This window comes from Streptomyces sp. NRRL S-244 (assembly GCF_000717915.1).
Classification (GTDB): Bacteria; Actinomycetota; Actinomycetes; order Streptomycetales; family Streptomycetaceae; genus Streptomyces.
The window spans coordinates 57,024-82,950 of sequence record NZ_JOCX01000016.1; the positions used below are offsets into that span (position 1 = coordinate 57,024).

At 72.0% G+C, this 25,927-nt stretch carries 23 protein-coding genes and 1 riboswitch; of the genes, 4 read left to right on the forward strand and 19 right to left on the reverse strand.

The annotated features are described in order from the left end of the window. Positions 1-2: 2 nt before the first annotated feature. From gatC to IF02_RS0121000, 7 genes are all read right to left on the reverse strand, one after another. Entirely contained in the window at positions 3-299 is a 297-nt protein-coding gene (gene gatC / locus IF02_RS34425; protein WP_007266718.1) for an Asp-tRNA(Asn)/Glu-tRNA(Gln) amidotransferase subunit GatC, read from the reverse strand. Between the two features lie 219 nt (positions 300-518). Further along, the gene (locus IF02_RS0120975; RefSeq protein ID WP_324603777.1) at positions 519-2,717 is read right to left on the reverse strand and encodes a bifunctional diguanylate cyclase/phosphodiesterase; all 2,199 of its coding nucleotides are present in this window, start codon (positions 2,715-2,717) and stop codon (positions 519-521) included. A 397-nt stretch (positions 2,718-3,114) separates the two neighbouring features. After that, positions 3,115-5,328 carry an NAD-dependent DNA ligase LigA gene (ligA, locus tag IF02_RS0120980; RefSeq protein ID WP_030159142.1) on the reverse strand — a complete coding sequence of 738 codons (2,214 nt, stop codon included), beginning with the start codon at positions 5,326-5,328 and terminating at the stop codon, positions 3,115-3,117. Between the two features lie 31 nt (positions 5,329-5,359). Then, the gene (locus IF02_RS0120985) at positions 5,360-6,343 is read right to left on the reverse strand and encodes a methionine synthase (protein ID WP_030159144.1); all 984 of its coding nucleotides are present in this window, start codon (positions 6,341-6,343) and stop codon (positions 5,360-5,362) included. After that, positions 6,340-7,029: an SDR family oxidoreductase gene (locus IF02_RS0120990; RefSeq protein ID WP_030159145.1), complete on the reverse strand. Its 690-nt coding sequence runs from the start codon at positions 7,027-7,029 to the stop codon at positions 6,340-6,342. The genes IF02_RS0120985 and IF02_RS0120990 overlap by 4 nt, the downstream gene beginning before the upstream one ends. 264 nt (positions 7,030-7,293) lie before the next feature. Then, complete coding sequence (locus tag IF02_RS0120995) at positions 7,294-7,638, reverse strand: DUF1330 domain-containing protein (RefSeq protein ID WP_030159147.1); 345 nt, start codon at positions 7,636-7,638, stop codon at positions 7,294-7,296. A 93-nt stretch (positions 7,639-7,731) separates the two neighbouring features. Continuing rightward, positions 7,732-8,721 (reverse strand): GlxA family transcriptional regulator, encoded by a 990-nt coding sequence (locus IF02_RS0121000; RefSeq protein WP_030159149.1) that lies wholly within the window; start codon positions 8,719-8,721, stop codon positions 7,732-7,734. 123 nt (positions 8,722-8,844) lie between these two features. Here IF02_RS0121000 and IF02_RS0121005 point away from each other — a divergent pair, with 123 nt between their 5' ends. Then, positions 8,845-9,768 carry an NADP-dependent oxidoreductase gene (locus IF02_RS0121005; RefSeq protein WP_030159150.1) on the forward strand — a complete coding sequence of 308 codons (924 nt, stop codon included), beginning with the start codon at positions 8,845-8,847 and terminating at the stop codon, positions 9,766-9,768. A gap of 193 nt (positions 9,769-9,961) precedes the next feature. Here IF02_RS0121005 and mnmA read toward each other — a convergent pair whose 3' ends face one another. Beyond that, positions 9,962-11,098: a tRNA 2-thiouridine(34) synthase MnmA gene (mnmA, locus tag IF02_RS0121010; protein ID WP_030159152.1), complete on the reverse strand. Its 1,137-nt coding sequence runs from the start codon at positions 11,096-11,098 to the stop codon at positions 9,962-9,964. A 69-nt stretch (positions 11,099-11,167) separates the two neighbouring features. Here mnmA and IF02_RS0121015 point away from each other — a divergent pair, with 69 nt between their 5' ends. After that, positions 11,168-11,857 (forward strand): N-acetylmuramoyl-L-alanine amidase, encoded by a 690-nt coding sequence (locus tag IF02_RS0121015; RefSeq protein WP_030159154.1) that lies wholly within the window; start codon positions 11,168-11,170, stop codon positions 11,855-11,857. Here the strand turns inward: IF02_RS0121015 and IF02_RS0121020 are convergent. The 11 genes from IF02_RS0121020 to IF02_RS0121070 form a co-directional block, all read right to left on the reverse strand. Further along, positions 11,850-13,013, reverse strand: a complete 1,164-nt coding sequence (locus tag IF02_RS0121020; protein WP_030159156.1) for a cysteine desulfurase family protein — start codon at positions 13,011-13,013, stop codon at positions 11,850-11,852. The two genes, IF02_RS0121015 and IF02_RS0121020, sit on opposite strands and share 8 nt — an antisense overlap. A gap of 81 nt (positions 13,014-13,094) precedes the next feature. Beyond that, a complete protein-coding gene (locus IF02_RS0121025) occupies positions 13,095-13,946 on the reverse strand; it encodes a thioesterase family protein (RefSeq protein WP_030159158.1) in 852 nt (283 codons plus the stop codon). Between the two features lie 58 nt (positions 13,947-14,004). Then, positions 14,005-14,661 (reverse strand): trimeric intracellular cation channel family protein, encoded by a 657-nt coding sequence (locus IF02_RS0121030; RefSeq protein ID WP_030159160.1) that lies wholly within the window; start codon positions 14,659-14,661, stop codon positions 14,005-14,007. A 156-nt stretch (positions 14,662-14,817) separates the two neighbouring features. Beyond that, complete coding sequence (locus IF02_RS0121035) at positions 14,818-15,885, reverse strand: ABC transporter ATP-binding protein (protein ID WP_051696422.1); 1,068 nt, start codon at positions 15,883-15,885, stop codon at positions 14,818-14,820. Between the two features lie 5 nt (positions 15,886-15,890). Further along, entirely contained in the window at positions 15,891-16,964 is a 1,074-nt protein-coding gene (locus tag IF02_RS0121040) for an ABC transporter ATP-binding protein (protein ID WP_051696423.1), read from the reverse strand. A gap of 35 nt (positions 16,965-16,999) precedes the next feature. Next, positions 17,000-18,001 carry an ABC transporter permease gene (locus tag IF02_RS0121045; protein ID WP_030159166.1) on the reverse strand — a complete coding sequence of 334 codons (1,002 nt, stop codon included), beginning with the start codon at positions 17,999-18,001 and terminating at the stop codon, positions 17,000-17,002. A 153-nt stretch (positions 18,002-18,154) separates the two neighbouring features. After that, positions 18,155-19,915, reverse strand: a complete 1,761-nt coding sequence (locus tag IF02_RS0121050; RefSeq protein ID WP_030159168.1) for an ABC transporter substrate-binding protein — start codon at positions 19,913-19,915, stop codon at positions 18,155-18,157. Between the two features lie 41 nt (positions 19,916-19,956). Further along, entirely contained in the window at positions 19,957-20,949 is a 993-nt protein-coding gene (locus IF02_RS0121055; RefSeq protein WP_030159170.1) for an ABC transporter permease, read from the reverse strand. A 472-nt stretch (positions 20,950-21,421) separates the two neighbouring features. Beyond that, complete coding sequence (locus IF02_RS0121060; RefSeq protein WP_030159172.1) at positions 21,422-22,162, reverse strand: enhanced serine sensitivity protein SseB C-terminal domain-containing protein; 741 nt, start codon at positions 22,160-22,162, stop codon at positions 21,422-21,424. 56 nt (positions 22,163-22,218) lie between these two features. Beyond that, the gene (locus IF02_RS0121065; RefSeq protein WP_030159174.1) at positions 22,219-22,956 is read right to left on the reverse strand and encodes an enhanced serine sensitivity protein SseB; all 738 of its coding nucleotides are present in this window, start codon (positions 22,954-22,956) and stop codon (positions 22,219-22,221) included. Positions 22,957-23,086: 130 nt separating this feature from the next. Further along, complete coding sequence (locus IF02_RS0121070) at positions 23,087-23,749, reverse strand: AAA family ATPase (RefSeq protein ID WP_030159176.1); 663 nt, start codon at positions 23,747-23,749, stop codon at positions 23,087-23,089. Between the two features lie 265 nt (positions 23,750-24,014). Further along, positions 24,015-24,118, forward strand: a riboswitch (glycine riboswitch). A gap of 184 nt (positions 24,119-24,302) precedes the next feature. Between IF02_RS0121070 and gcvT the strand changes: the two genes are divergently transcribed. Continuing rightward, positions 24,303-25,418 (forward strand): glycine cleavage system aminomethyltransferase GcvT, encoded by a 1,116-nt coding sequence (gene gcvT / locus IF02_RS0121075; RefSeq protein WP_030159178.1) that lies wholly within the window; start codon positions 24,303-24,305, stop codon positions 25,416-25,418. Positions 25,419-25,543: 125 nt separating this feature from the next. Further along, complete coding sequence (gcvH, locus tag IF02_RS0121080) at positions 25,544-25,927, forward strand: glycine cleavage system protein GcvH (protein WP_030159180.1); 384 nt, start codon at positions 25,544-25,546, stop codon at positions 25,925-25,927.

The window sequence follows — 25,927 nt, forward strand, 5'->3', positions numbered from 1 at the left end:
TGTTAGTCCTCCCCCAGGATCTGCGGCACCTTGAAACGCTGCTGCTCCTGGGCGGGAGCGCCGGAAAGCGCCTGCTCGGGGGTGAGCGACGGTCGGACCTCGTCCGCGCGCATGACGTTCGTCAGCGGCAGCGGGTGGGAGGTCGGCGGGACGTCTTGGTCGGCGACCTCGGAAACGCGGGCGACCGCGCCGATGATGTCGTCGAGCTGTCCGGCGAAGTGGTCCAGCTCTTCGCTCTTGAGCTCCAGACGTGCCAGCCGAGCGAGGTGGGCAACCTCCTCGCGCGTGATGCCAGGCATGCAGCGATCCTCTGGGGGTGGTGAGTGTGTAGTTTCGTGCCCAATCCTATGGGGCGGGGCCCCGGACCCACGAAACCGTTTCCCACCAGGGGCGCCCCGGGCCCGGCGGGGGCCACGGGGCGGGGTGCTCCCGGGTGCTCGTACGAGTGCTCGTACGGGCGCTGGTACGGGTGCTCGTACGGCTGCTCCCGCGGCCGCCGGACCGGCTGCCGGCCCGGCTTACTGTGCCGGGGTTTCCGCCGGGGCCGGGGAGGCCGCCAGCTCCGCCGTGATGTCCGCCGGACGGCGCCAGCCGCGTTCGCCGCGGGCCAGGAGCCAGGCCGTGGCCTCCTGCGGGGGCATGGCGGCCGCGACCAGCCAGCCCTGGACGGCGTCGCAGCCCAGGTCGCGCAGGCGCTCCCAGGTCTCGTCGTCCTCGACGCCCTCGGCGACGACGAGCAGCCCGAGCGAGTGCGCCAGGTCGACGGTGCAGCGGACGATCTCCGCGTCCTGCGCGTCCACCGCGAGCCGCGCCACGAACGAGCGGTCGATCTTCAGTTCGCTGACCGGCAGCCGCCGCAGGTGCACGAGGGAGGAGTAGCCCGTGCCGAAGTCGTCGAGCGACATCTTCACGCCGTGCCCGGTCAGGCCCGCCATGGTGTCGGCGGCCCGCTGCGGGTCCTCCAGCAGCACGTGTTCCGTTATCTCCAGCTGGAGCCCGCTGGCCGGAACCCCGTGCCGGGCCAGCCGGGCCGCGACCGCGCCCGCGAAGCCGGGGGTGTGGACGTCGCGCGGCGAGACGTTGACGGCGACCGGGACCTTCAGGCCCTGTGCGCGCCAGCGCGCCACCTGGGCGAGGGCGGTCTCCAGCACGTACTCGGTGAGGTGGGGCATCAGCCCCGAGGTCTCGGCGATCGCGATGAACTCGTCCGGCGACACCCGGCCGCGCTCCGGATGCACCCAGCGCACCAGGGCTTCGAGCCCGGCCACCTGGCCGTCGAAGCGGACCTTGGGCTGGTAGTGGAGTTCCACTTCGCCGGCGTCGAGGGCGCGGCGCAGATCGCCGAGGAGGCCGAGCCGGTCGGGTGTGTTGCTGTCGCGCTTGGACTCGTACACCTCCACGCCGGTGCGGTCCCGCTTCGCCTGGTACATCGCGACGTCGGCGCGGCGCAGCAGCCCCTCCGCGTCCAGCGCGTGGTCGGGGTAGACGGCGAGGCCGGCGCTGGCCTCCAGGACGAGGGTCAGTCCGTCCAGGTCGAGGGGGGAGCTGAGCTCGGCGACGAGGTGGCGGGCGACCCGCTGGGCGCTGGTGGTGGAGTCGGCGACGGGCAGGAGCACGGCGAACTCGTCGCCGCCGAGGCGCGCGGCCTCGGCGTCCTCGGGCAGGGCCTGGCGGAGCCGGTCGGCGATCTGGAGCAGCAGCCGGTCACCGGCGAGGTGGCCCAGCGTGTCGTTGACCGCGCGGAACCGGTCCAGGTCGATCAGCACAAGAGCTGACCGGGTGCCCAGACGTTCAGCCTCGTCCAGAGCGGACCAGGCCCGCTCCAGCAGCCACTGCCGGTTCGGCAGCCCCGTCAGCGGATCGCGCAGCTGCTCCTCGGCGCGCGCCCGGGCGATCCACAGCGTGGAGTCCAGGGCGATCAGGGGTACGGCGAACAGCGGCAGCAGCACCGGCTGCGTCACGGCGACCACGCAGATCAGCGGGGCGATGCCGAGCAGGGCGACCGCCACTAAGGCCTGGCGGAGCAGGGCCGTGCGGGCGACGGTGGGCAGGGCGCCGCCGCGCGGGGTCTGCGCGAGCCACAGCAGCACCTTGGTGACCAGCAGGTAGGCGAGGGCCACCAGGACGATCTCGGGGACCGCCTCCAGCCCCCAGGCGGTGGGCCGCCAGGGGGTCTCGACGGTCGGCGCCTCGCCGAACGCGGCGAGTACGAGGGCTCCCGCGCCGATGCCGAGGATGTCGGTGGCGCCGTGCAGCAGCCCCTGCCGCCAGCGGTGCCGGCGCGCGGCCCCGACCAGGGAGACCACTGCGAGCGAGACCAGTCCCGCGGGCACCCAGCCGTAGAGGACGAGCACGCCGAGGGTCAGCGCCGCACCCGAACCGGTGCCGCCCCACCAGCGGTCGCGGCCCAGCGCGACGAGGTGGCCGACGATGATGCCGGTCAGCAGCGCGAGCGCCCAGCCGACCGGGCCGCCGGGGAACAGGGCGTGACGCTCGCTCAGCGCGGAGGCGATGCCGATCGCGAGGACGACGGCGGACAGGCCCACGACGATGAACGGCAGCACGGTGCGCTGCTCCGCTCTGCCCGATCCCGTGCCGCCGTCGAGCGGGCGGGTGTCCGGCGTCCTGGCACCCAGGACACCGAGCCGGCCCGTCCGCATGGACGGGATCTCGCCGCCGACATCAGGTGACGGGTCGGCGCTTTCGGTGGGTTTCATGCCCGTCCCTCTCACAGCCGGCAATGCCGATGCCACGCGATGGCCCCGATGTCATGCCATCACGGCTGGAAGCGCATCACGCAGCCGTGCATGACGGGCGCCCCCCTCAACAGTAGGACGCGAGAGGCCCCCAGGGGCAGCGGTCGGCGGCGGTTGCCCGAATGCGACCCAGCCATCCTCATCAGTACGGTATCCGCCGAACGGGTGAGTTTGGACCAGGACTCCCGGGTCACCCATCCGATGATCCGACAGGTCACCGCCCTGCGAACAGCCCTGTACCGGCCTTTTACCACCGGGAGTTGCGCCTGGCGTGCGCCCGCCCGTACGGCCGCACGCCACGCATCCGTTCGCCTTCGCTACTCCCCCGGTACGAGACCTGCGTGTCGGCCGGGGGGTGTTACTCCGCTTCGGCTCCGCCGTCCACCGGGAGCGCCGCCTCGCGCGCCGCGTCCGGGCCCTGTTCGAGCAGCACCGCGAAGCCCGCGTCGTCGAGGACGGCCAGTTTCAGCTGCATCGCCTTGTCGTACTTGGAGCCCGGGTTCTCGCCGACCACGACGAAGGAGGTCTTCTTCGAGACGGATCCGGTCACCTTGGCGCCGCGGCTCTGCAGGGCCTCCTTCGCGCCGTCGCGCGTGTGGCTCTGCAAAGTGCCGGTGACGACGACGGTCAGGCCCTCCAGCGGGCGCGGCCCCTCCTCCTCACCGGAACCCTCCTCCTCCATCCGTACCCCGGCCTCCCGCCACTTGCGCAGGATCTCCTGGTGCCAGTCGACGGCGAACCACTCCTTCACCGCCGCCGCGATGATCGGTCCGACGCCCTCGGTGGCGGCGAGCTCCTCCTCGGAGGCCTGCTCGATCCGCTCGATCGACCGGAACTCGCGGGCCAGGGTCTCCGCCGCGACGGGCCCCACGTGCCGGATGGAGAGGCCGTTGATGAACCGGGCCAGCGGGCGGTCCTTGGCGGCCGCGATGTTCTCCAGCATGGAAAGGGCGTTCTTCTTCGGCTCGCCCTTCTGGTTGGCGAAGACCGTGACGATCTTCTCCTCGCCGGTCTTCGGATCGCGCTTGGGCAGCCCGCTGTCGGCGTCCAGGACGTACGCCTTGATGGGCAGGAGCTGCTCGATCGTGAGGCCGAACAGGTCGCCCTCGTCGAGCATCGGCGGCTCGGCCGGCTCCAGCGGGTTGGTGAGCGCGGCCGCGGCCACCGCGCCGAAGTTCTCGATGTCCAGGCACTGGCGGCCGGCCAGGTAGAACAGCCGCTCGCGCAACTGGGCGGGGCACGTCTGCCCGTTGGGGCAGCGGAGGTCGATGTCCCCCTCCTTCATCGGCCTCAGCGCCGTCCCGCACTCGGGGCACTCGGCCGGCATGACGAACTCGCGCTCGCTGCCGTCGCGCAGGTCCACCACCGGGCCGAGGATCTCGGGGATGACGTCGCCGGCCTTGCGCAGCACCACGGTGTCCCCGATGAGGACGCCCTTGGCCTTGACGACCTCCTGGTTGTGCAGGGTCGCGAACTCGACCTCCGAGCCGGCCACCGTCACCGGCTCCACCTGCGCGTACGGGGTCACCCGGCCGGTGCGGCCGACGCCGACCTTGATGTCGACCAGCTTGGTGTTGACCTCTTCGGGGGCGTACTTCCACGCGATCGCCCAGCGCGGGGCGCGGGCCGTGGAGCCGAGGCGGCCCTGGAGCGGGATCTCGTCGAGCTTGACGACGACGCCGTCGATCTCGTGCTCCACGGAGTGCCGGTTCTCGCCGAAGTAGGCGATGAACTCGCGGACCTCCGCGAGCGAGGACACCGCCTTGTTGTGCCGGGCGGTGGGCAGGCCCCATTCGCCGAGCAGCTCGTACGCGTGGCTCAGCTTGTCGATCTCGAAGCCGGCGCGCGCGCCGATGCCGTGCACCACCATGTGCAGCGGGCGGGTCGCGGTGACCTTCGGGTCCTTCTGGCGCAGTGAACCGGCCGCCGCGTTGCGCGGGTTGGCGAAGGGCTTGTCGCCGGCCTCGACGAGCCGCGCGTTGAGCTCTTCGAACTTCTCCATCGGGAAGAAGACCTCGCCGCGGATCTCGACCAGCTCGGGGATCCGGTCGCCCTTGAGGCGGTCCGGGATCTCCGCGATGGTGCGGACGTTGGGCGTGATGTCCTCGCCGGTGCGGCCGTCGCCGCGGGTGGCGGCCCGGGTCAGGCGGCCCTTCTCGTACGTGAGGTTGACGGCGAGGCCGTCCACCTTGAGCTCGCACAGGTAGTGGAAATCGGGGGTGTTGACGTCCCGGGCCACCCGCTCGGCCCAGGCCGTCAACTCCTCGTCGTCGAAGGCGTTGTCGAGGGAGAGCATGCGCTCCCGGTGCTCGACGGACGCGAAGTCCGTCTGGTACGCCCCGGCCACCTTCTGGGTGGGCGAATCGGGCGTGCGCAGCTCCGGGTACTGCTCCTCCAGCGCCTCCAGCGAGCGCAGCAGCTTGTCGAACTCGGCGTCGCTGACGACCGGCTGGTCGTTCACGTAGTACCGGAAGCGGTGCTCCTCGACCTGCTCGGCCAGCAGCGCGTGCTGCTCACGCACCGCCGCCGGTGCGGCCGTGCCGCCGCCGGCCTGCTTCTGTTCGGCTGCCATGCCGTGTCCTCCCGTGGCCCGTCCGTTTACGTCACTCAGGGTTGTCGGCGAGCGACCTCGCCGCCCTGACGCAGTGCGCCTGCGCGGCGCGGGCGTAGGCGGGCGAAGCGCCCGCCAGACCGCACGCGGGGGTGACCACGACGGACTCCGCCAGAGTCCCCGGGGCCAGCCCCAGCCTGCGCCAGAGCTTCCTGACACCCATGACGCTACCGGCAGGGTCCGACAACGGGGCGTCGGTGCCCGGCACCACTCCGGCGAAGAGTTTCGTGCCGCCTTCGACGGCCTCGCCGATGGCGTCGTCCTCGCGCTCGGTGAGCAAGGAGAAATCGAACGACACACCCGTGGCACCGGCCCGCCGGAGCAGCCCGAAGGGCACCTCGGGCGCGCAGGAGTGGACGACGACCTCCCCGTCGTGGACGGCGAACAGCTCGCGCAGGGTGCCCTCGACGACCTGCCGGTCGACGGCCCGGTAGGTCCGGTACTTGCTCGCGGACCGTACGCGCCCCAGCAGCACCGCGGTCAGGGACGGCTCGTCGAGCTGGAGCACGATCTCGGCGCCGGGGATGCGCCTGCGCACGTCGGCCAGGTGGTCGCGCAGGCCCTCCGCGAGCGATCCGGCGAGGTCGCGGCAGGCGCCGGCGTCCTGGAGCACGGCCTCGCCGCCGTGCAGCTCCAGGGCGGTGGCCAGGGTCCACGGGCCGACGGCCTGGACCTTGAGCTTGCCGGTGTACCCCTGGGTGAACTCCTCCAGGGCGTCGAGGTCCTCGCCGAGCCAGGAACGGGCGCGCCGGGTGTCGCGTCCCGGGCGGTCGCTGATCCGCCAGCCGCTGGGCTCGACGTGGGCGTACATCTCGACGAGCAGCCCGAGGGAGCGGCCGATCATGTCCGCGCCGGGCCCGCGGGCGGGCAGCTCGGGGAGGTACGGGAAGTCCTCGAAGGACCCGGTGGCGGTCTTGGCGGCCTCGCGGGCGTCGCCGCCGGGGAGGGAGCCGACGCCGGTGGCGCTCGCGGTCATCGGCCGGGCCGCACGCTCAGGTCGTTGACCTCGGCGTCGCGCGGCAGGTCGACGGCCATCACGATGGTGGTCGCCACGGACTCGGGGTCGATCCACTGGCCGGGGTCGTACTCCTTGCCCTCCTGCGAGTGCACCTTGGCCTGCATGGCGGTCGCGGTGCGCCCGGGGTAGACGGAGGTGACGCGGATGCCGTTCGGCTTCTCCTCGGCGCGCAGCGAGTCGGCCAGGGCCTTGAGCCCGTGCTTGGAGGCGGCGTACGCGCTCCAGTCGGCGTGGGCGGTCAGGCCGGCGCCGGAGTTCACGAAGACCACGGTGGCGCGGGAGGCGCGCAGGGTGGGCAGCAGCAGCCGGGTGACCTCGGCGGGGGCGATCAGGTTCACGTTGAGCTGCTGCTGCCAGGTCTTGGGGCGCAGCTCGCCGACGGGGCCGAGGTCGACGATCCCGGCGATGTGCAGGAGCGAGTCGATCCGCTCGGGGATGGGCTGCTTGGAGAAGGCCCACGAGAGCCGCTCGGGGTCGGAGAGGTCGCCGACGAGGGCGCGGGCGCCGGGGTAGCGCTCGACGAGCTGCTTGCCGCGGGCGGCGTCGCGGGCGAGCAGGACGAGGTCGTCGCCGCGGGCGTGCAGCCGCGCGGCGACGGCGGCGCCGATGCCCGCACCGGCACCGGTGATCAGGTGAGTAGCCATACCGCCCATGCTCGCAGGTCGCCGCCGCCGGACAGGGCCTGGCCCGGACGCCGCCCGCCGGTGCGGTGGCCCCGTCCGGTCAGTGGCCCCCGGCCGCGCGGTGGGCCGCCGCGATCGCGGCGCGGGCGGCGGCCGCCCGTTCGGCGGTGACGGCGGGTGCGAAGCCGTGGCCGGCGGTGATCTGCGGATGCGCCGCGACGAGCCGCGCCCGCGCGTCGGCCCGCGGCCCGGACCACCGCTCCGGGGTGGCGGGCCGGTTGCCCGTCAGCGGCTGGATTCGGCGCGCAGGCGGGCCGCCGTCTTCTTCGCGTCGTAGCCGGGTGGGACGCCGTCCGCCAGGATGACCTCGCCCGGGATGTGGCGGGTGCGCAGCGGGATCAGGGCCTGGTAGGCCGGGGAGGCGTACCAGGCGCGGGCCCGCTCGATGTCCGGGAAGCCCAGGACCACCACGGTCCCGGGGAAGGGGCCCTCCATGACCTCGGGCTGCGCTCCGTGGACCAGGAAGCGGCCCTCGAAGGGGTCCATCGTCGACTGGATCTCCTCGATGTAGCGGAGGATGTCCTCGTTCATGGTCTCGGGCCGTATGTGGGCGATGGCGTACGCGGTCATGGGCCTGGCCTCCGAGGTCTCAAGTGGTGCGCCGGATCGGACTGTTGATCCGATCGTGCCAAGACGGGGAGTCGAAGGCCATGACCTCCGGGGTCATGCCCCCACGGCCACCGGGCTGCCGGGGCGGTAGGTCCGGCGGTAGGCGATCGGGGAGATGCCGAGGGAGGCCCGCATGTGCTGGCGCAGCGAGTTGGCGGAGCCGAAGCCCGACCGGTGCGCGACCAGGTCGACCGGCAGGTCGCTGGACTCCAGCAGCTGGCGGGCGACTTCGAGGCGCTGGACGGTGAGCCACTGCACCGGGGTCATGCCCACCTCGTCGCGGAACCGCCGGGTGAAGGTGCGCAGGCTCATCCGGGCGTGGGCGGCCAGCTCGGCCAGCGTGACCGGCTCGGCGAGCCGCTCCAGGGCCCAGGCGCGGGTGGCGGTCGTGGTGGCGACGGTGGGTTCGGGGACGGGCCGGTCGATGTACTGGGCCTGCCCGCCGTCCCGCCACGGCGGTACGACGCACAGCCGCGCGGCGCGGTTGGCGGCGGCGGTGCCGTGGTCGGCGCGGATCAGGTAGAGGCAGAGGTCGATGCCGGCGGCGACGCCCGCCGAGGTGAGGATGGAGCCGTCGTCGACGAAGAGCACGTCCTCGTCGAGGAGGACGCGCGGGAAGGCCCGCTGGAACTCCGGCGCGTGCGCCCAGTGCGTGGTGGCGCGCCGCCCGTCGAGCAGCCCGGCGGCGGCGAGCACCTCGGAGCCGGTGCAGATGGACACGATCCGGGCGCCGGGCCGGATGGCGGCGAGGGCGTCGACGAGGGGCTGCGGCAGGGGCTCGCCCCGCAGCAGCCCGGGCATGGCGTGGGTGGGCGGAACGATCACGGTGTCGGCCGCGGCGAGGGCCTCGGCGCCCGCCGTGACGCCGATGGTGAAGCCCGCGTCGCTGGTCACGGGCTGCCCGTCGGCGGTGCAGACGGTGACCTCGTACAGGGCGCCACCGTCCTCCGCGTGGGCGTTGCCGAACACCCGGGAGGGCATTCCGAGCTCGAACGGGGCGACCCCTTCGAGGGCGAGTACGGCGATTCTCTGCAAAACGGGCATGGCCAGATTCTGTCACATGGTGGCCGTACGGCCAACACCACACGGGGCCCGATGCGGCCAAGCTGGAGCCATCGGCCGGGAAAACCGGCACGGAGTACCCCAAGCACTACCAAGGAGACAGACATGCGCGCGGTCGTCGTGAGCCAGTGGGGCGGACCCGAGGTTCTCACCGAGGTCGAGACGGAGCGGCCCGAGCCGGGTCTGAACGAGATCCTCGTACGGGTCCACGCGGCCGGCGTGAACCCCGTGGACTGGAAGACCCGGGCCAGCGGCGGCCTCATCGGCTGGGGCGAGGTCCCGATGGTCGGCTGGGACGTCTCGGGCACGGTCGAGGCGGTCGGCCCGGGCGTGACGCTGTACCGCGAGGGCGACGAGGTGTACGGCATGCCGAACTTCCCGCGCCAGGCGGGCGGCTACGCCGAGTACGTGGTCGCCCCGACCCGGCACTTCGCCCGCAAGCCGGCCTCCCTGGACCACGTGCAGGCGGCGGCCCTGCCGCTGGCGGCGCTGACCGCCTGGCAGGCCCTGGTGGACACGGCCGGGGTCACGGCCGGGCAGCGGGTGCTGATCCACGCGGCGGCCGGCGGGGTCGGCCACCTGGCGGTGCAGATCGCCAAGGCCCGCGGCGCGTACGTGATCGGCACGGCCAGCGCGGCCAAGCACGGGCTGCTGCGCGAGCTGGGCGCCGACGAGGTGCTCGACTACCGCACCACGGACTTCGAGGACGCCGTCTCCGACGTGGACGTCGTGATCGACGCGGTGGGCGGGGACTACGGGCAGCGTTCGCTGAAGGTGCTGAAGCCCGGCGGGCACCTGGTGACCCTGCCCGGCCCCGACGGGATCCCGGCCGACACGCAGGGCGTGCACGCCTCCTGGGTCCTGGTGGAGCCCGACCTGAAGGGGCTGGAGGAGATCGCGGCGCTCGCCGACCGCGGCCTGCTGAAGCCGCTGGTCGACACGGTCCTGCCGCTGGAGCAGGCGGCGAAGGCCCATGAGATCGGCGAGCTCGGCCGCACCACCGGCAAGATCGTCCTGACGGTCGCCTAGACGGCCCCGGCACGCGCCGACGGCCGCCTGGACGGCCGGGGCGCGCCGCCGCGCCCCGGCTGCCGGGTGCCGGCTGCCGGGTGCCGGCTGCCGGGTGCCGGCTGCCGGGTGCCGGCTGCCGGGTGCCGGCTGCCGGGTGCCGGGTGCCGGCTGCCGGGTGCCGGCTGCCGGGTGCCGGCTGCCGGGTGCCGGGTCAGACCGCGGCGGCCGCGGCCCGGGTGGTCGTCGCGATGGTGGCGGAGCCGACCACGCGCGTGCCGTCGTAGAGGACGATCGCCTGGCCGGGGGCCACGCCGCGGACCGGCTCGGTGAAGGAGACGCGCAGCTCGCCGTCCACGAGCTCGGCGAAGACCTCGGTCTCGCCGCCGTGGGCGCGCAGCTGCGCGGTGTAGGTGCCCGGGGCGGCGGCCGTGGAGCCGCACCAGCGCGGGCGGATCGCGGTCAGGGCGCTGACGTCGAGGGCCTCGACGGGGCCGACGGTGACGGTGTTGTTCACCGGGGAGATGTCGAGGACGTAGCGCGGCTTGCCGTCGGGGGCGGGGTGGCCGATCCGCAGGCCCTTGCGCTGGCCGATGGTGAAGCCGAAGGCGCCGTCGTGGGTGCCGACCTTCTCGCCGGTCGCCCCGTCGACGATGTCGCCCTCGGCCTTGCCCAGGCGGCTCGCGAGGAAGCCCTGGGTGTCGCCGTCGGCGATGAAGCAGATGTCGTGGCTGTCGGGCTTCTTCGCCACGGCCAGGCCGCGCTCCTCGGCCTCGGCGCGGATCTCTTCCTTGGTGGTGAGGGTGTCGCCGAGCGGGAACAGCGCGTGGGCCAGCTGCTTCTCGTCGAGCACGCCGAGGACGTACGACTGGTCCTTCGCCATGTCGGAGGCGCGGTGCAGCTCGCGCGAGCCGTCCTCGTTCAGTACGACGGTGGCGTAGTGGCCGGTGCAGACGGCGTCGAAGCCGAGGGCGAGGGCCTTGTCGAGCAGCGCCGCGAATTTGATCTTCTCGTTGCAGCGCAGGCAGGGGTTCGGGGTGCGCCCGGCCTCGTACTCGGAGATGAAGTCCTCCACGACGTCCTCGCGGAAGCGCTCGGCGAGGTCCCACACGTAGAACGGGATGCCGATGACGTCGGCGGCGCGGCGGGCGTCGCGGGAGTCCTCGATGGTGCAGCAGCCGCGGGCGCCGGTCCGGAAGGACTGCGGGTTCGCGGAGAGCGCGAGGTGGACGCCGGTCACGTCGTGTCCGGCTTCGACGGCGCGGGCGGCGGCGACGGCGGAGTCCACGCCGCCGGACATGGCGGCCAGGACGCGAAGGGGGCGATCGGTGCGCGGCAGGTTCTCAGTCATAGCACCGTCCAGAGTACGGGGGAACCGGCCGGGGTCACAGCGCGTTATCACGTGCGGGGGGTGGATCACATGGGGAGCAAGGCCGGGACCGCGCCGAAGGGGGCGCCGCGCAGGACCCGCCGGGCGGTGCTGTTCGGCGGGCTGGGGGTCTTCACGGTGGCGGCGATCGCCGGGCAGGACGAGCTGCGGCGCGCCTGGTGGCTGCTGCCGGGCGTGGGCAAGCCCCGCGAGGAGGGCGAGGTGGACCACGCGGGCGTGGGCTGGACGTCGGCCTCGCCGGCGAACTGGCGGATGGCGGACCGGCCCGGGGACTACCGGGTGGACCGGATTGTCGTGCATGTCACGCAGGGCAGCTTCGCGTCCTCGGTGGACGCCTTCAAGAACCCCTTCCACCAGGCGTCGGCGCACTACATAGTCGGCCAGGACGGGCGCATCGAGCAGATGGTGCGCGAGATGGACGTCGCCTTCCACTCGGGCAACCGCTCGATGAACGAGCGCAGCGTGGGCATCGAGCACGAGGGCTTCGTGGACCGGCCGCAGGACTTCACGGAGGTGATGTACGCGGCCTCGGCCCGGCTCGCCGCCGACGTCTGCCGCAGGTACGGCATACCCGTGGACCGTACGCACATAGTGGCCCACTCCGAGGTCCGGGGCACGGACCACACGGACCCGGGCCCCCACTGGGACTGGGACCGGTACCTGGGCCTGGTCCGCTCGGAGCTCGCGGCGGCGCCTGCCGCTGAGGACACCCCTAGCTGAGGCCTGCCGTACGGGCCCGTTCGACCGCCGGCCCGATGGCGGCGGCCACGGCCGCGACGTCCTCCTTGGTGGAGGTGTGGCCGAGGGAGAAGCGCAGGGTGCCGCGGGCCAGCTGCGGGTCGGTGCCGGTGGCCAGCAGGACGTGGCTGGGCTGGGCCACGCCGGCGGTGCAGGCGGAGCCGGTGGAGCACTCGATGCCCTGGGCGTCCAGGAGGAGCAGCAGCGAGTCGCCCTCGCAGCCGGGGAAGCTGAAGTGCGCGTTGGCCGGGAGCCGGTCGTCCGGGTCCCCGCCGAGGACGGCGTCGGGCACTTCGCGGAGCACGGCGGCGACCAGTTCGTCGCGCAGCGCGCCGATCTCGGCGGCGAACCGCTCGCGCCGTTCGGCGGCGATCACGGCGGCCACCGCGAAGGCGGCGATGGCGGGCACGTCGAGGGTGCCGGAGCGCACGTGCCGCTCCTGGCCGCCGCCGTGCAGGACGGGTACGGGGCTCTGGTCGCGGCCGAGCAGCAGCGCGCCGATGCCGTACGGGCCGCCGATCTTGTGGCCGCTGACGGTCATCGCGGCGAGGCCGCTGTCGCCGAAGCGGACGTCGAGCTGCCCGAGGGCCTGGACGGCGTCGGAGTGCAGGGGGATCGCGAACTCGCGGGCGACGGCGGCCAGTTCACGTACCGGCATGACGGTGCCGATCTCGTTGTTGGCCCACATGACGGTGGCCAGGGCCACGTCGTCGGGGTTGCGCGCGATGGCCTCGCGGAGGTCCTCGGGGTGCACGCGGCCGTAGCGGTCGACGGGGAGGTACTCGACGCGGGCGCCCTCGTGCTCGCCCAGCCAGTGGACGGCGTCGAGGACGGCGTGGTGCTCGACGGGGCTGGCGAGCACCCGGGTCCGGGCGGGGTCCTGGTCGCGGCGGGCCCAGTAGAGGCCCTTGACGGCGAGGTTGTCGGCCTCCGTGCCGCCCGCGGTGAAGACCACCTCGCTCGGGCGGGCGCCGAGTGCCTCGGCGAGGGCCTCGCGGGCCTCCTCGACGGTACGGCGGGCACGGCGGCCGGCGGCGTGGAGGGAGGAAGCGTTGCCCGTGGCGGCGAACTGCGCGGTCATCGCCGCAGCGGCCTCCGGGAGCATCGGGGTGGTGGCGGCGTGGTCGAGGTAGGCCATGATCCCCTGATTCTACGAGTCCCCTCCCGGGCACCGGACCCCCCGGGGCGGCGGGGGCCCGGGAGGGGCCGGATCCGGGGGTCAGCGCGGGGCGCGGGCCAGTTGGCGGGACTGGGCCACCAGGTGGTCCGTGGAGTCCCAGACCTCGGCGTCCTCCTCCAGGAAGCCGCCGGCCAGGTTCCGCGTCGTGATGGAGATCCGCAGCGGGCCCGGGGCCGGGCGCCGGCGCACGTGCGCGGTGAGCTCGATGGTCGGGCTCCAGCCCATCAGGCCCAGGTCGAAGCAGGTCGGCGGCAGTGCGTCCACCGCGAGCAGCATCGACAGCGGATCGGCGTCGCGGCCGTCGGCCAGCTCGAACCAGGCCCGCATCTCGCCCTTCCCGGACGGCGCGCCGACCGCCCAGCCCGCCGTGGCCGGATCCAGCCGCAGCCGGAGCCGGTCCACGATCGCGTTGCTGCCGGGGATCGGGGCCGGGCCGGCCTCCGGGCCCAGGCAGTCCTCGTACGCCGGGAACGCCGGCGGGACCGCGGTGGTGCGGACGTCGTCCGGGAGGGAGGCGAGGTCGCCGTACGAGGCGACGACCCGGATCCGCTCGATCTCGGCGCCGCTCTCGTCGTACTGGAACAGGGAGGCCTGGCCGGTGGAGAGGGTGCGCCCGACCCGGACGACCTCGGTGCGGATCACGGCGGGGCCGGGCACCGACGAGGTCAGGTAGTGGGCGGAGACGGTGAAGGGGTCCGGGTGCGGCAGGGCCGCCGACAGGGCCCGGCCGACCAGGGCCAGCAGGTAGCCGCCGTTCACGGCGGTGATGATCGTCCACCCGGCGGAGAGCTCCGCGTCGTACACGCCGGACTCGTCCGCGCGCGGGGTGACGGCGGTGTCCCGGTCGAATTCGCTGTCGCCGATGGAGGCCTGGGTCGCTGCGTATGCCATGGATTCGAGCCTACCGCCGGTTACTACTAAGCGGTAGCTTTCCTTTGCTACATGCTTGTTACGGCTCTTCGGCCACCGAGGAGCGGCGGTTCCAGGCCAGCGGGGCCCGCCAGTGGTAGCGCATGGCGAGGAGCCGGAGCACGAACGTGGTGATGATCGCCGCGGCGGTGGTCACGGCGTTGAGCATCTCGAACGCGATGGACACGGCCACCATCGAGGCACCGACGATGGCGGGGACGGCGTACATCTCGCGGTCGCGCAGCAGCGACGGCACCTCGTTGGCCAGGACGTCGCGCAGCACGCCCCCGCCGACGGCGGTGACCAGGCCCAGCGCGGCGGACGCTGTGAGTCCGAGGCCGAACTCGTATGCCTTGGTCGTGCCGGTCACGCAGAACAGGGCGAGGCCCGCGGCGTCGAAGACGTTGATGGCCCGGTTGATGCGCTGCACCTCGGGATGCAGGAAGAAGACGCACGCCGCGGCGATCAGCGGGGTGACGAAGAAGCTGAGCTCGCCGAAGGCGGCCGGCGGAACGGCGCCGATGACGAGGTCGCGGAAGAGACCGCCGCCGAGGGCGGTGGCCAGCGCGAGGACGCAGATGCCGAAGACGTCGAAGTTCTTGCGTACGGCGAGCAGCGCGCCCGCGGTGGCGAAGACGAAGATGCCGGCGAGGTCCAGGGCATGCTGGATCCCGGGCGGGAAGAGATCGTGGAGCACGGCCCCATTGTGCCGTTCGCCCGGCCGGTGGTTCGACGGGTACGGCCCGCCGTCCCGGAGACGGGCACGGCCGCCGTCCCGGAGACGGGCACGGCCGCCGTCCCGGACGCGGACATGCCGCCGCCCCGGGGCGCCGGGCCCCGGGGCGGCGGGTGCTTACTCCGAGACCGTGGCCAGGGCCTCCGCGGCGCCCGGCAGCGCCGGGTCTCCCGGGGCCTGGTCGGCGGCGTTCTCCGGGTGGTGGCAGGCCACCTGGTGGCCCGTGGCCAGCGCCAGCATCGGCGGCTCCTGCGTCGTGCAGATCTGCGTGGCCTTCCAGCACCGCGTGTGGAACCGGCAGCCGGAGGGCGGCGAGATCGGCGAGGGGACGTCGCCCTTCAGCAGGATGCGGCCGCTCTTCGTGCCCCGGCGGCGGGGGTCCGGCACCGGCACGGCCGACAGCAGGGCCTTGGTGTACGGGTGCATCGGGTTCTCGTACAGCGACTTGCGGTCGGTCAGCTCCACGATCTTGCCGAGGTACATCACCGCGATGCGGTCCGAGACGTGCCGGATGACCGACAGGTCGTGCGCGATGATCACGTACGTGAGGCCCAGCTCCTCCTGGAGGTCGTCCAGCAGGTTCACCACCTGGGCCTGGATCGACACGTCCAGCGCCGAGACCGGCTCGTCGGCGACGACCAGCTTCGGCTTCAGGGCCAGCGCGCGGGCGATGCCGATGCGCTGGCGCTGACCGCCCGAGAACTCGTGCGGGTACCGGTTGTAGTGCTCCGGGTTGAGGCCCACCAGGGACAGCAGGCGCTGCACCTCGCCCTTCAGCCCGCCCTCCGGCTGGACGCCCTGGAGCTTGAAGGGGGCGCCGACGATCGTGCCGACCGTGTGCCGCGGGTTCAGCGAGCCGTACGGGTCCTGGAAGATCATCTGCACGTCGCGGCGCAGCGGACGCATCCCGGAGACCCCGAGGTGCGTGATGTCGCGCCCCTCGAACTCGACCGTGCCGCCCGTGGGCTCCAGCAGGCGCGTGATGAGCCGGCCCATCGTCGACTTGCCGCAGCCGGACTCGCCGACCACGCCCAGCGTCTCACCGCGCCGGACGTCGAAGTCGATGCCGTCCACGGCCTTGACGGCCCCGACCTGCCTGCGCAGCAGCCCCTTGTTGATGGGGAAGTGCTTGACCAGGCCGGTCACCTTCAGCAGCGGTTCCTCGGACGTGTCCGTCTTCTTCATGTCGGTCACAGCTTCGGCGCAATCTCTTCGGTCCAGATCCGGGTCCGCTCCTCCTGCGACATGTGGCAGGCGGACCAGTGCCGGCTGTCGTCCTCGGTGAGCTCGGGCCGCTGGGTGCGGGTGATGCCGCCCTTGGGGACGTCGGCGTACGGGCAGCGGGGGTTGAAGGCGCAGCCGCTCGGGATGTTGATGAGGCTGGGCGGCGAGCCCTTGACCGGGATCAGGCGCTCGGTCTGCTCGCGGTCGATGCGCGGCATGGACCCGAGCAGGCCCCAGGTGTAGGGGTGGCGGGGTTCGTAGAAGACCTTCTCGGCGGTGCCGCGCTCGACGCACCGGCCGCCGTACATCACGAGGATGTCGTCGGCCATCTCGGCGACCACGCCGAGGTCGTGCGTGATCATGATGACCGCGGAGCCGAACTCCTTCTGGAGGTCGCGGATCAGGTCGAGGATCTGCGCCTGGACGGTGACGTCGAGGGCGGTGGTCGGCTCGTCCGCGATGAGCAGTTCGGGGTTGTTGACCAGTGCCATCGCGATCATGGCGCGCTGGCGCATACCGCCGGAGAACTCGTGCGGGTACGCGTCCACGCGCCGGTGGGGCTCCGGGATGCCGACGCGGTCGAGCATCTCGACCGCCCGGGTGCGGGCGGTCTTCTTGTCGACGCCCTGGTGGGTCCGGTAGGCCTCGATGATCTGCTTGCCGACCGAGTAGTACGGGTGCATCGCGGACAGCGGGTCCTGGAAGACCATCGCCATCTTGCGGCCGCGCAGCTTGCGCACGTGGTCGGCGTCGGCCCGTACGAGGTCCTCGCCGTCGAGCACGACCTCGCCCGAGATGTGCGGGCGGCTGCGGGCGCTGCCGGTGCGGTGCAGGCCCATGATGGCCAGCGAGGTCACCGACTTGCCGGAGCCGGACTCGCCGACGATCCCGAGCGTCTTGCCGCGCTCCAGGTCGAAGGAGAGCCCGTCGACGGACTTGACCAGGCCGTCGTCGGTCGGGAAGTGCACCTTGAGGTCGCGCACGGAGAGGAAGGCCGTGCCGGTGGACGGCCCGTCCGTGGGCCCGGCCTGCTCGGGCACGAACGCGGGCCCGCTGCCGGTGGTGGGGTTCTCGGTCACGTCAGCCTCACGCGCGGGTCGATGACGGCGTACAGCAGGTCCACGATCAGGTTGGCCATCACCACGAACAGCGCGGCGAGCAGGGTGACGCCCATGATCACGGGCAGGTCGCCCTGGCCGATGGCGGCCACGGCCGCCGTCCCCAGACCCTGGAAGTTGAAGGTCGTCTCGGTGAGCACCGCGCCGCCGAGGAGTCCGCCGAGGTCCAGGCCGAACATCGTGACGATCGGGGTGAGGGTGGAGCGCAGGGCGTGCTTGCGGATGACCACGCCCTCCTTGAGTCCCTTGGCGCGGGCGGTGCGGATGTAGTCCTCGCCGAGCACGTCCAGCATCGTGGCGCGGGTGATGCGGGCGTAGGTGGCGGCGAAGAGGAAGGCCAGGGTCACCCAGGGCAGGAGCATGGAGTTGAGCCAGGCCACCGGATCCTCGGTGAGCGGTCTGTAGTTGGACACGTCCAGCCAGCCGAGCCCGTAGACGAAGATCGCGGGGGCCACCATGCCGGTGAAGAAGATCGGCAGGGAGACGCCGGCGAGCGCGCCGACCATCACCGTGCGGTCGATGGCGGTCCGGCGTTTGAGCGCCGAGACCACACCGGTGGCCACACCGGCGATCACCCAGATGACCGCCGCGCCGAGGGCGAGCGAGAGGGTGACCGGCATGCGGTCGACCATGGTCTCCCAGACGGGCGCCTCGGTCTTGAAGGAGTATCCGAAGCACGGGGCGGCGCAGTGGGTGACATCCGTGCCGCCGTCGTAGTCACGGCCGACGAAGATGCCCTTGACGAAGGTCAGGTACTGCTCGGAGATGGGCTTGTCGAAGCCCATCTTCACGCGGATGCCCGCCAGGGCGGTCTCGTTGGTCTCGCGGCCGGCGTACATCAGGGCCGGATCGCTGCCTGTGATCTTGGGGACCGCGAAGAAGATGCCGAAGGTGACCACGGAGACCACCAGCAGCGTGGCGACGACGTTGAACAGCCGCCGTATGAGGTAGACGAGCACTGCAGTCGGCCGCCCGGGGCGGGCGGCTGCCGCCCCTCGTGGGGACGGCAGCCGCCGCGCCTGCGGCCTTCACCTGCCCTTCGGACTAGCGCATGTGCGGTGAAGGCACTTGCCTGTTGTTACGTGACGACTCGACGGCTCGGGCCGGTCGGTTTACTTGGCGGCGATACCGACCGTGGCGAGGTCGATCTTGCCCATGGAGTCGTTGAAGTAGACGTTCGTCAGACGCGGGTTGTGGTAGACGAAGGCCTTGTCGAAGTTGATGGGAAGGTAGAGCGCCTTCTCCATGATCTTCTTGTTGATGTCCGTGTAGAACGGGGCGGCGGCTTCCGGAGTCGCGGCGGCGGCGGCCGTCTTGAAGAGCTGGTTGATCTCCGGGTCGTTGATCATCGTGTAGTTGTTGTTGCCGTTGGGCTGGATGAACGATCCGTCGACGAGCGGCTGGAGGAAGCCCGAGCCGGAGTTGTAGTCGGCGCCCCAGCCCATCACGATGATGCCGTAGTTCTTCTTCTTCACGTTCTCGGGCGAACCGATCACGGAGGAGGAGAGCTTGCCGTCGTACTGGTCGATGGTGACCTTGATGCCGACCTTGGCGAGGGAGGCCTGCAGGGACTCGGCCGTCTTCACCTCGGGGGCGCGGTTGTTGCGCACCGCGATGGTGGTCTCGAACCCGTCCGGCTTGCCACAGGCCTTGAGGGCCTCCTTGGCCTTGGCCTCCTGCGGCTCGCCCTTGGTCAGGCCGAAGGGGTCGTAGCCCTTGTCGGCACCGGGGATGCCGGGCGGCAGCATGTTCGCGCCGAGGTCACCGCTGGTCGGGCCGCCGCGGGCGGTCTGCAGGGACTTCGGGTCGGCCGCGTAGATGACGGCCTTGCGGCACTCGATGTTGTCGAACGGCGCGACCGTGGTCGGGAAGGCGAAGTAGCGGATGTAACCCGTGAACGGGTTGTCCGCGTTCTGCTTCAGCTTCTCGTCCTTGAGGACCTTGTTCTTGCCGGCCTGCTGCATGCCCGTGCCGTCGATGGCGAGGTCGATGTCGCCCGACAGCAGACGCGCGTCCATGTCGTCCGGGTTGGTGGTCACCGTGAAGGAGACCTTGTCCGGCAGACCCTTGCGGATCGTGTCGGTCTTCGGGTCCCAGTTCTCGTTGCGGACGAAGGTCGCGCCCTTGCTCGCGGTGAAGCTCTCGACCTTGTACGGGCCGGTGGAGACCGGCTTGTTGGTGTACGTGGCGCCCGTGTCCTTGGCCGCCGGGACCGGCGAGGAGGACGGCATGGCCAGCAGGTAGCTGAAGTCGGAGTTGGCGCTCGCCAGGTTGAAGACGATCGTCTTGTCGTCCGGCGTCTCGACGGACTTCAGACCCATCTTGCCCGGGTCGGTGTCCTTGTACGGGCCGGGGTACTTCTGGCCCTGGTCGAGGATGTCGATCAGGTAGGTGGGGCCGCCGGACAGCACGTCCTGCGCGAAGACGCGCTCGATGCCGTACTTGAAGTCCTTCGAGGTGATCGGCGTACCGTCCTCGAACTTCACGCCGTCCTTGATCTTGAGGGTGTACGTCTTGCCCTCGTTGCTCAGGACCGGCAGGCCCTCGGCGAGGTCCGGGACGAGCTTGCTGCCGTCCTTGCCCGGCTTGCTGTCGTACGCGAGCAGCTGGCGCACGTAGAGGCGCTGGATGTCCCACACGAAGCCGTAGTAGGCACGCGCCGGGTCGAGGTAGTCGACGTCCTGCGGCGACCAGAGCTTGAGCTCCCCGCCCTTGGCGTCCGAGGGGTTCACCATGCCGGTGGTGGCGGCGTTGAAGGCGGCGCCGCCCTTGCCCTCGGTCTTCTTGCCGCTGTCACTGCCACCGCACGCGGCGGTCAGGGACAGGGCGGCGATCACGGCGGTGATCGCGAATGCCTGCTTTCTGCGGATCACGTTGGTCCAACCTCCATTGGTGGGTGAATCGTTGAAGCGGTTCAGCTGCCCTTGGGGTCGAGTGCGTCGCGCAGCCCGTCCCCGAAGAGGTTGAACGCCAGGACGGTGATGAAGATCGTGATACCGGGGACCACCATGTACGCGGGGTCGTCCTGGTAGATGGGGATGGCGTCGGACAGCATCTTTCCCCAGGAGGCGGTGGGCGGCTTGACGCCGGCGCCGAGGAAGCTGAGGGCCGCCTCCGTCAGGATGTTGGTCGGGATGAGCAGCGTCGAGTAGACGAGGATCGGCGCGACCAGGTTGGGCAGCAGTTCCTTGATGAGGATGTAGCCGCGCCCGGCGCCGAGGCTGCGTGCGGCCTCGACGTACTCGCGCTCCCGCAGGGAGATCGTCTGGCCGCGCACGATACGGCCGATGTAGGGCCAGCCGAAGAAGCCGATCACGACGATCAGTACGCCCATCCGGACGCCCGAACCCGAGAACCCCCAGAGGGAGTTGGGGACGACGGAGACCAGGGCGATGGTGAACAGCAGCTGCGGGAAGGCCAGCAGCAGGTCCATCAGGCGGCTGATGATGCCGTCGACCCAGCCGCCGATGAACCCGGCGAGCGCGCCGAGCAGGCTGCCTATCGTGACCGAGACGAAGGCCGACAGGAACGCGACGACCAGCGAGATGCGGGCGCCGTAGACGATCCGGCTGAACACGTCGCGGCCGTTGGTGGGTTCGACGCCGAGCAGGAAGTCGGAGCTCATGCCGCCGAAGGAGCCGAGCGGTGTGCCGAGGTCCGGGTCGATCAGGTCCTCGTGGAACTCGTTGGGCGGGTGGCCCAGCAGGCTCACGATCTGCGGTGCGAAGACCGCCACCAGGATCAGGAAGATCACGACCACGCCGCCGGTGAGCGCGACCTTGTCGCGCTTGAGCCGCATCCAGGCGATGCGGCCGGGCGAGCGGCCTTCGATGGCCTTGGCTGGGACGTCGGCTACGGACACGGGTGCGGGTGATTCCGCGCTCGTGTCATGCAGTGGTGCCGTCATCGTGGTGGGGACCCCTCTCGGCCGACGGGTTGCCGGCCCATGCCCGCCGCTGTGGCGGCGTTGGTGCGGAGTGGCGCTCGGAGTGCGTGGTGACACGCAGGACGCGTGTGAGGTGCAGGAATTGCGGGAAGTGCCGTGCAAAGCGACATGCAAAAAATCATTTGCCGAACCGGGCCTTGGAGGACTGACCGGCTCTTGGGTGGGGAGTCTTCATCGGCGCTGCGATCAGCCGCCAGACCCGCAGATGAATGGATGCGCAACCGTGATGTGAGGGTCGGGTTCCCGTTATCCGGACTTCGCTCTCGCCTGAGCGGATCAAGACCGTCCGTTCGGTACGCAATCGGACATGGCGCCCAACTCGCGGTAGGAGCATGCCTTTTGGGCCCACAAGGGTGGTGAAATCCGGACAAGCCGAAGGCCGCGGGGAACGATCGTTCCCCGCGGCCTCGGTTGGCTGGATACGGCCTCCCGGTCAGTAGACCGGAGCCTGGCCCTCCCGGTCGTAGAAGGGGCGCGTCTGGGCGCGCAGCCACATCGCGACGGGATCGTGCTCGTCCGCCAGCGCCACCGTGCACACCGGCACGCCCTCGGGCACCGCGCCGACCGACTGGCGCATCATCTCCCGTACGGATTCCAGCGCGGGTGCGGAGGCGTCGTACAGGTCGAGCCCCACCGCGAGGTACGGCGAGCCCAGCGAGGGCTGGACCCAGGCGCGGCGCAGCGAGCGCACGGCGGGGGTGCGGTGCGCGTGCTGGGTCAGCAGCCCGTAGAACTGCGGGAGCTCCAGGGCGGGCTCGGACAGCCGCAGCGGGCCGGCCGGCATCCGGTCGAGCCCGGTGGCGATGCGGCGCAGGTCGGCCCAGGGGATGCCGAGGCCGCCGCCCTGGACGTGCGGGTTGAGCCACAGGCCCCAGCGGTCCGGGTAGAGGGCGCGGGAGACGTCCCGGCCGGTGACCACCTCGTAGCCCCGGTTCCAGCCGCTGGCGGCCAGCTCCTGGGGGGAGGTCACGCAGGGCGCGTACCCGAGGCCCTCGACCTCCATGCCGCCGTACTGGGCGTCCGGGGAGCCCGGCTGCCCCTGCCAGAGCAGCATCCACAGGCGGCCCTCGGCGAGGGCGTGCAGAAGCGACTCGTAGCTCTCGAAGCGCCCGGGCGTCACCTGGCGCATCATGTGCTCGACCTGCCCGGCCGCGGCCGTGCCTGACGCACTCACCCGGTACCCCTCTTCGTCCGCCCGTCCACCCGTATCGGCACCCAGCTTAAGCGGCGCTACGCGAGGTAGAAGGGCCGTACGCGCTCGGCGATGAAGTCGACCACCGGGTCCTGTACGGCGTCGAGGAGGATCAGCTGCACGGGCCAGGGCGGCGCCACGCGGGCCAGGGCCCGGCCGAGGGCGTCCATCGGGGCGTTCCGCATGGCGGGCTCCCATCCCAGCAGCCGGACACCGATGTAGAGCTCCGGGGCCCCGCCCTCGACGCTGGCCAGGCAGCGGTGGGCGGCGGCGACCACGCCGGTGGCGCGGAACTCCTCGGCGGCGGCGGCCAGGAAGTCCACCGGGTCCTCCTGCCAGTCGGGCTCGTAGAGCCGGACGCGGCCGCCGGTGGCGGGGCCGTCGAGGGGGCTCCGGCCGGTGCGGCAGAGCTCCGCGACGGCGGGCGGGGGCAGCGGGACGCCGACGGCGCCCTCGGGGTTGACGGCGATGCCGAGCTGCGGGGGCAGGCCGCGGGCGAACTCGACGGCGGGGGCCACGGCGAAGTCCATGGTGGGGCCGGCGCAGGCGCGGAACTGGGCCTCGGAGCTGTACACGGGGACGTACGGCGCCCCGTTGATCTCCATCGTGGGCAGCGTGAGGCCGCCGGCCGCGTCCGGGCCGCCACCGCCGGGCAGCGGCACCCAGAGCCGGCTGCGGCCGAGCACCTCGACGATCCGGGCGCCGGCGTCCGCCTGCCCGAGCGCCGCCCCGAGCACCTGCTCCAGCTCGTTGTCCGGCCAGCCGCCGCCCTGCATGTACGCCTCCGCTGTCTCGCCCCACGCTGTCGGCCCGAGGTTAACGGCTCGGACCGACACCGCTGCCGGGGGCCCCGGCCGGCCGCCGGCGCTCCGGGCCCCTGCGGATCCGGGCCCCTGCGGACACCCCCTACGGCCGCCGGAACGCTATGCGGCTCACGCGGGCCGCCGAGCCGCGGTCCAGCAGCACCGCCGAGGTGCAGCCCGCCGGGAGGCGGCCCGATTCCGCGTCGCGCAGCAGCCGGGCCACCGCTCCCCGGTGGCGGGCGAAGGCGTAGGCCGACACCCCGCGCCCCCGCGCCGCCTGCCCGGCCAGCGCCTCCTGCGGGCTGGTGTCCAGCAGCAGCAGGTGCAGCGCCCGGCCCCGGCGCCGCGCGGTCGCGGCCAGCAGGCTGCGGACCCACGTCTGCGTTCCGCAGTCGTGGACCACCGCCGAGGCTCCGGAGCGCAGGGTGCGCCAGAGCCCCCAGTAGTGGTCGAAGCGGACCAGCGGCCGGTACACCGCGTACGGCAGCGCCCTCGGCATCCGGCGCTCCCAGCGCTCGCGCACGTCCTGGGAGTCGATGCCCCCGTCCTGCGCGGCCCGCTTGATCAGCGTGCTCTTGCCGCCGCCGGGCAGGCCGGACACCACGACGATGTCGCCCTCCGTGAAGCCGAGCCACTGCGGTCCGTGCGCGCCCCGGCCGCGCAGGTCGCGGACGGCAGCGCCCTCTGCGGACGTCCGCGCCGTCGCCGCCGCGTCCACGGATCCCGTCCCGGTCAACGCCAGCACTCCGAATCTCCGCACAGTGATCGCCTCCCCCAATCGGGCCCCGCGGGGGCCCATGCCCACTGAGTGTAAAGAGACGGTAATCCGGCACCCCCGGTTCCGGTCGGCGCATCCCGGCCGCATCCCGGATGCGTCACCGGTCCGTCATCACCGGTCCGCACTTCTTCCGTACCTTCCTCCGTACGTCCCTGCGCACCTTCCTCCGCACGTTCTTTCGGGCCCGCACCCCCGATCCCCCGGACGGCGTGCAATGATGTGCGCCATCTGGACCAACTGCATACCGGCCGCTTGAATCCGCGCGGGAGAGTCCCGGCACGCCGTGAGGCGGTGCCCGGGCGCCGAAGGAGCAAGTACCTCCCTTGAATCTCTCAGGCCCCGTACCGCGTGGATGAGGCAGATCTGAAAAGCGAGCCGCGCCGCCGTCCCCCGCGACGGCATCCGCGTGCGCTCCACCCAAGGTGCAAGTCGACGTTCCCCGGGTCCGACCGGGAACTCTCGGCGAACCTCTCAGGTTCCGATGACAGATGGGGAGGATCGTCCTCGTCATGTCATGCCCTGGGACCCGGGAGCCACACCCATGAGCACTGCCCCCCGCCTGACCGCCCTCGACGCGCTGCACCGTTCGCTCGGTGCGACCATGACCGATTTCGCGGGCTGGGACATGCCCCTGCGGTACGGCAGTGAGCGCGACGAGCACAACGCCGTCCGGACCAAGGCCGGCCTGTTCGACCTCTCCCACATGGGCGAGATCACGCTGACCGGCCCGGAGGCCGTCAAGGCCCTGGACTACGCGCTGGTCGGCAACATCTCCACCGTCGGCGTCGGCCGCGCCCGCTACACGCACATCTGCCAGGAGGACGGCGGGATCGTCGACGACCTGATCGTCTACCGCCTGGGCGAGACCGAGTACATGGTCGTCGCGAACGCCTCCAACGCCCAGGTCGTCCTGGACGCCCTCACCGAGCGCGCCGCCGGCTTCGACACCGAGGTCCGCGACGACCGTGACGCGTACGCGCTGATCGCCGTACAGGGCCCGGAGTCCCCCGGCATCCTCGCCTCCCTCACCGACGCCGACCTGGACGGGCTGAAGTACTACGCCGGCCTGCCGGGCACGGTCGCGGGCGTGCCCGCGCTGATCGCGCGTACGGGCTACACGGGCGAGGACGGCTTCGAGCTGTTCGTCGCCCCCCAGCACGCCGTCGAGCTGTGGCAGGCGCTGACCAAGGCCGGCGAGGGCGTCGGCCTGGTCCCGGCCGGCCTGTCCTGCCGCGACACGCTGCGCCTGGAGGCGGGCATGCCGCTGTACGGGCACGAGCTGACCACCTCCCTGACCCCGTTCGACGCGGGGCTGGGCCGGGTCGTGAAGTTCGAGAAGGAGGGCGAGTTCGTGGGCCGCGCCGCCCTGGAGGCCGCCGCCGAGCGCGCCGCGACCAACCCGCCCCGCAAGCTGGTCGGCCTGATCGCCGAGGGCCGCCGCGTCCCGCGCGCCGGGTTCCCCGTCGTGGCCGACGGCCAGGTCATCGGCGAGGTCACCTCGGGCGCCCCGTCCCCGACGCTGGGCAAGCCGATCGCGATGGCTTACGTGGACGCGGCCCACGCCGCGCCCGGCACCTCCGGCGTCGGCGTGGACATTCGCGGTACGCATGAGCCGTACGAGGTCGTGGCCCTGCCGTTCTACAAGCGGCAGAAGTAACTCCCGTACGCCGTACCGGTGCCGCGGCGGTCCCGTACGGGCGCCGTCCCCGGGTCCGTACCGGCCGTCTCAGTACGCAAGACCACTGTTCGTTCGCACTCCCCCGCATCCAGGAGAATCAGGTCATGAGCAACCCCCAGCAGCTGCGTTACAGCAAGGAGCACGAGTGGCTGTCGGACGCCGAGAGCGGCGTCGCGACGGTCGGCATCACGGAGTTCGCGGCCAACGCGCTCGGTGACGTCGTCTACGCCCAGCTCCCCGCCGTCGGCGACACGGTGACCGCGGGCGAGACCTGCGGTGAGCTGGAGTCGACCAAGTCCGTCAGCGACCTGTACTCGCCCGTCACCGGTGAGGTCGTCGAGGCCAACCAGGACGTCGTGGACGACCCGGCGCTCGTGAACACCGCCCCGTTCGAGGGCGGCTGGCTGTTCAAGGTGCGCATCGCGGAGGAGCCGGCCGACCTGCTCTCCGCCGAGGAGTACGCCGCGCTCACCCACTCCGACAACTGA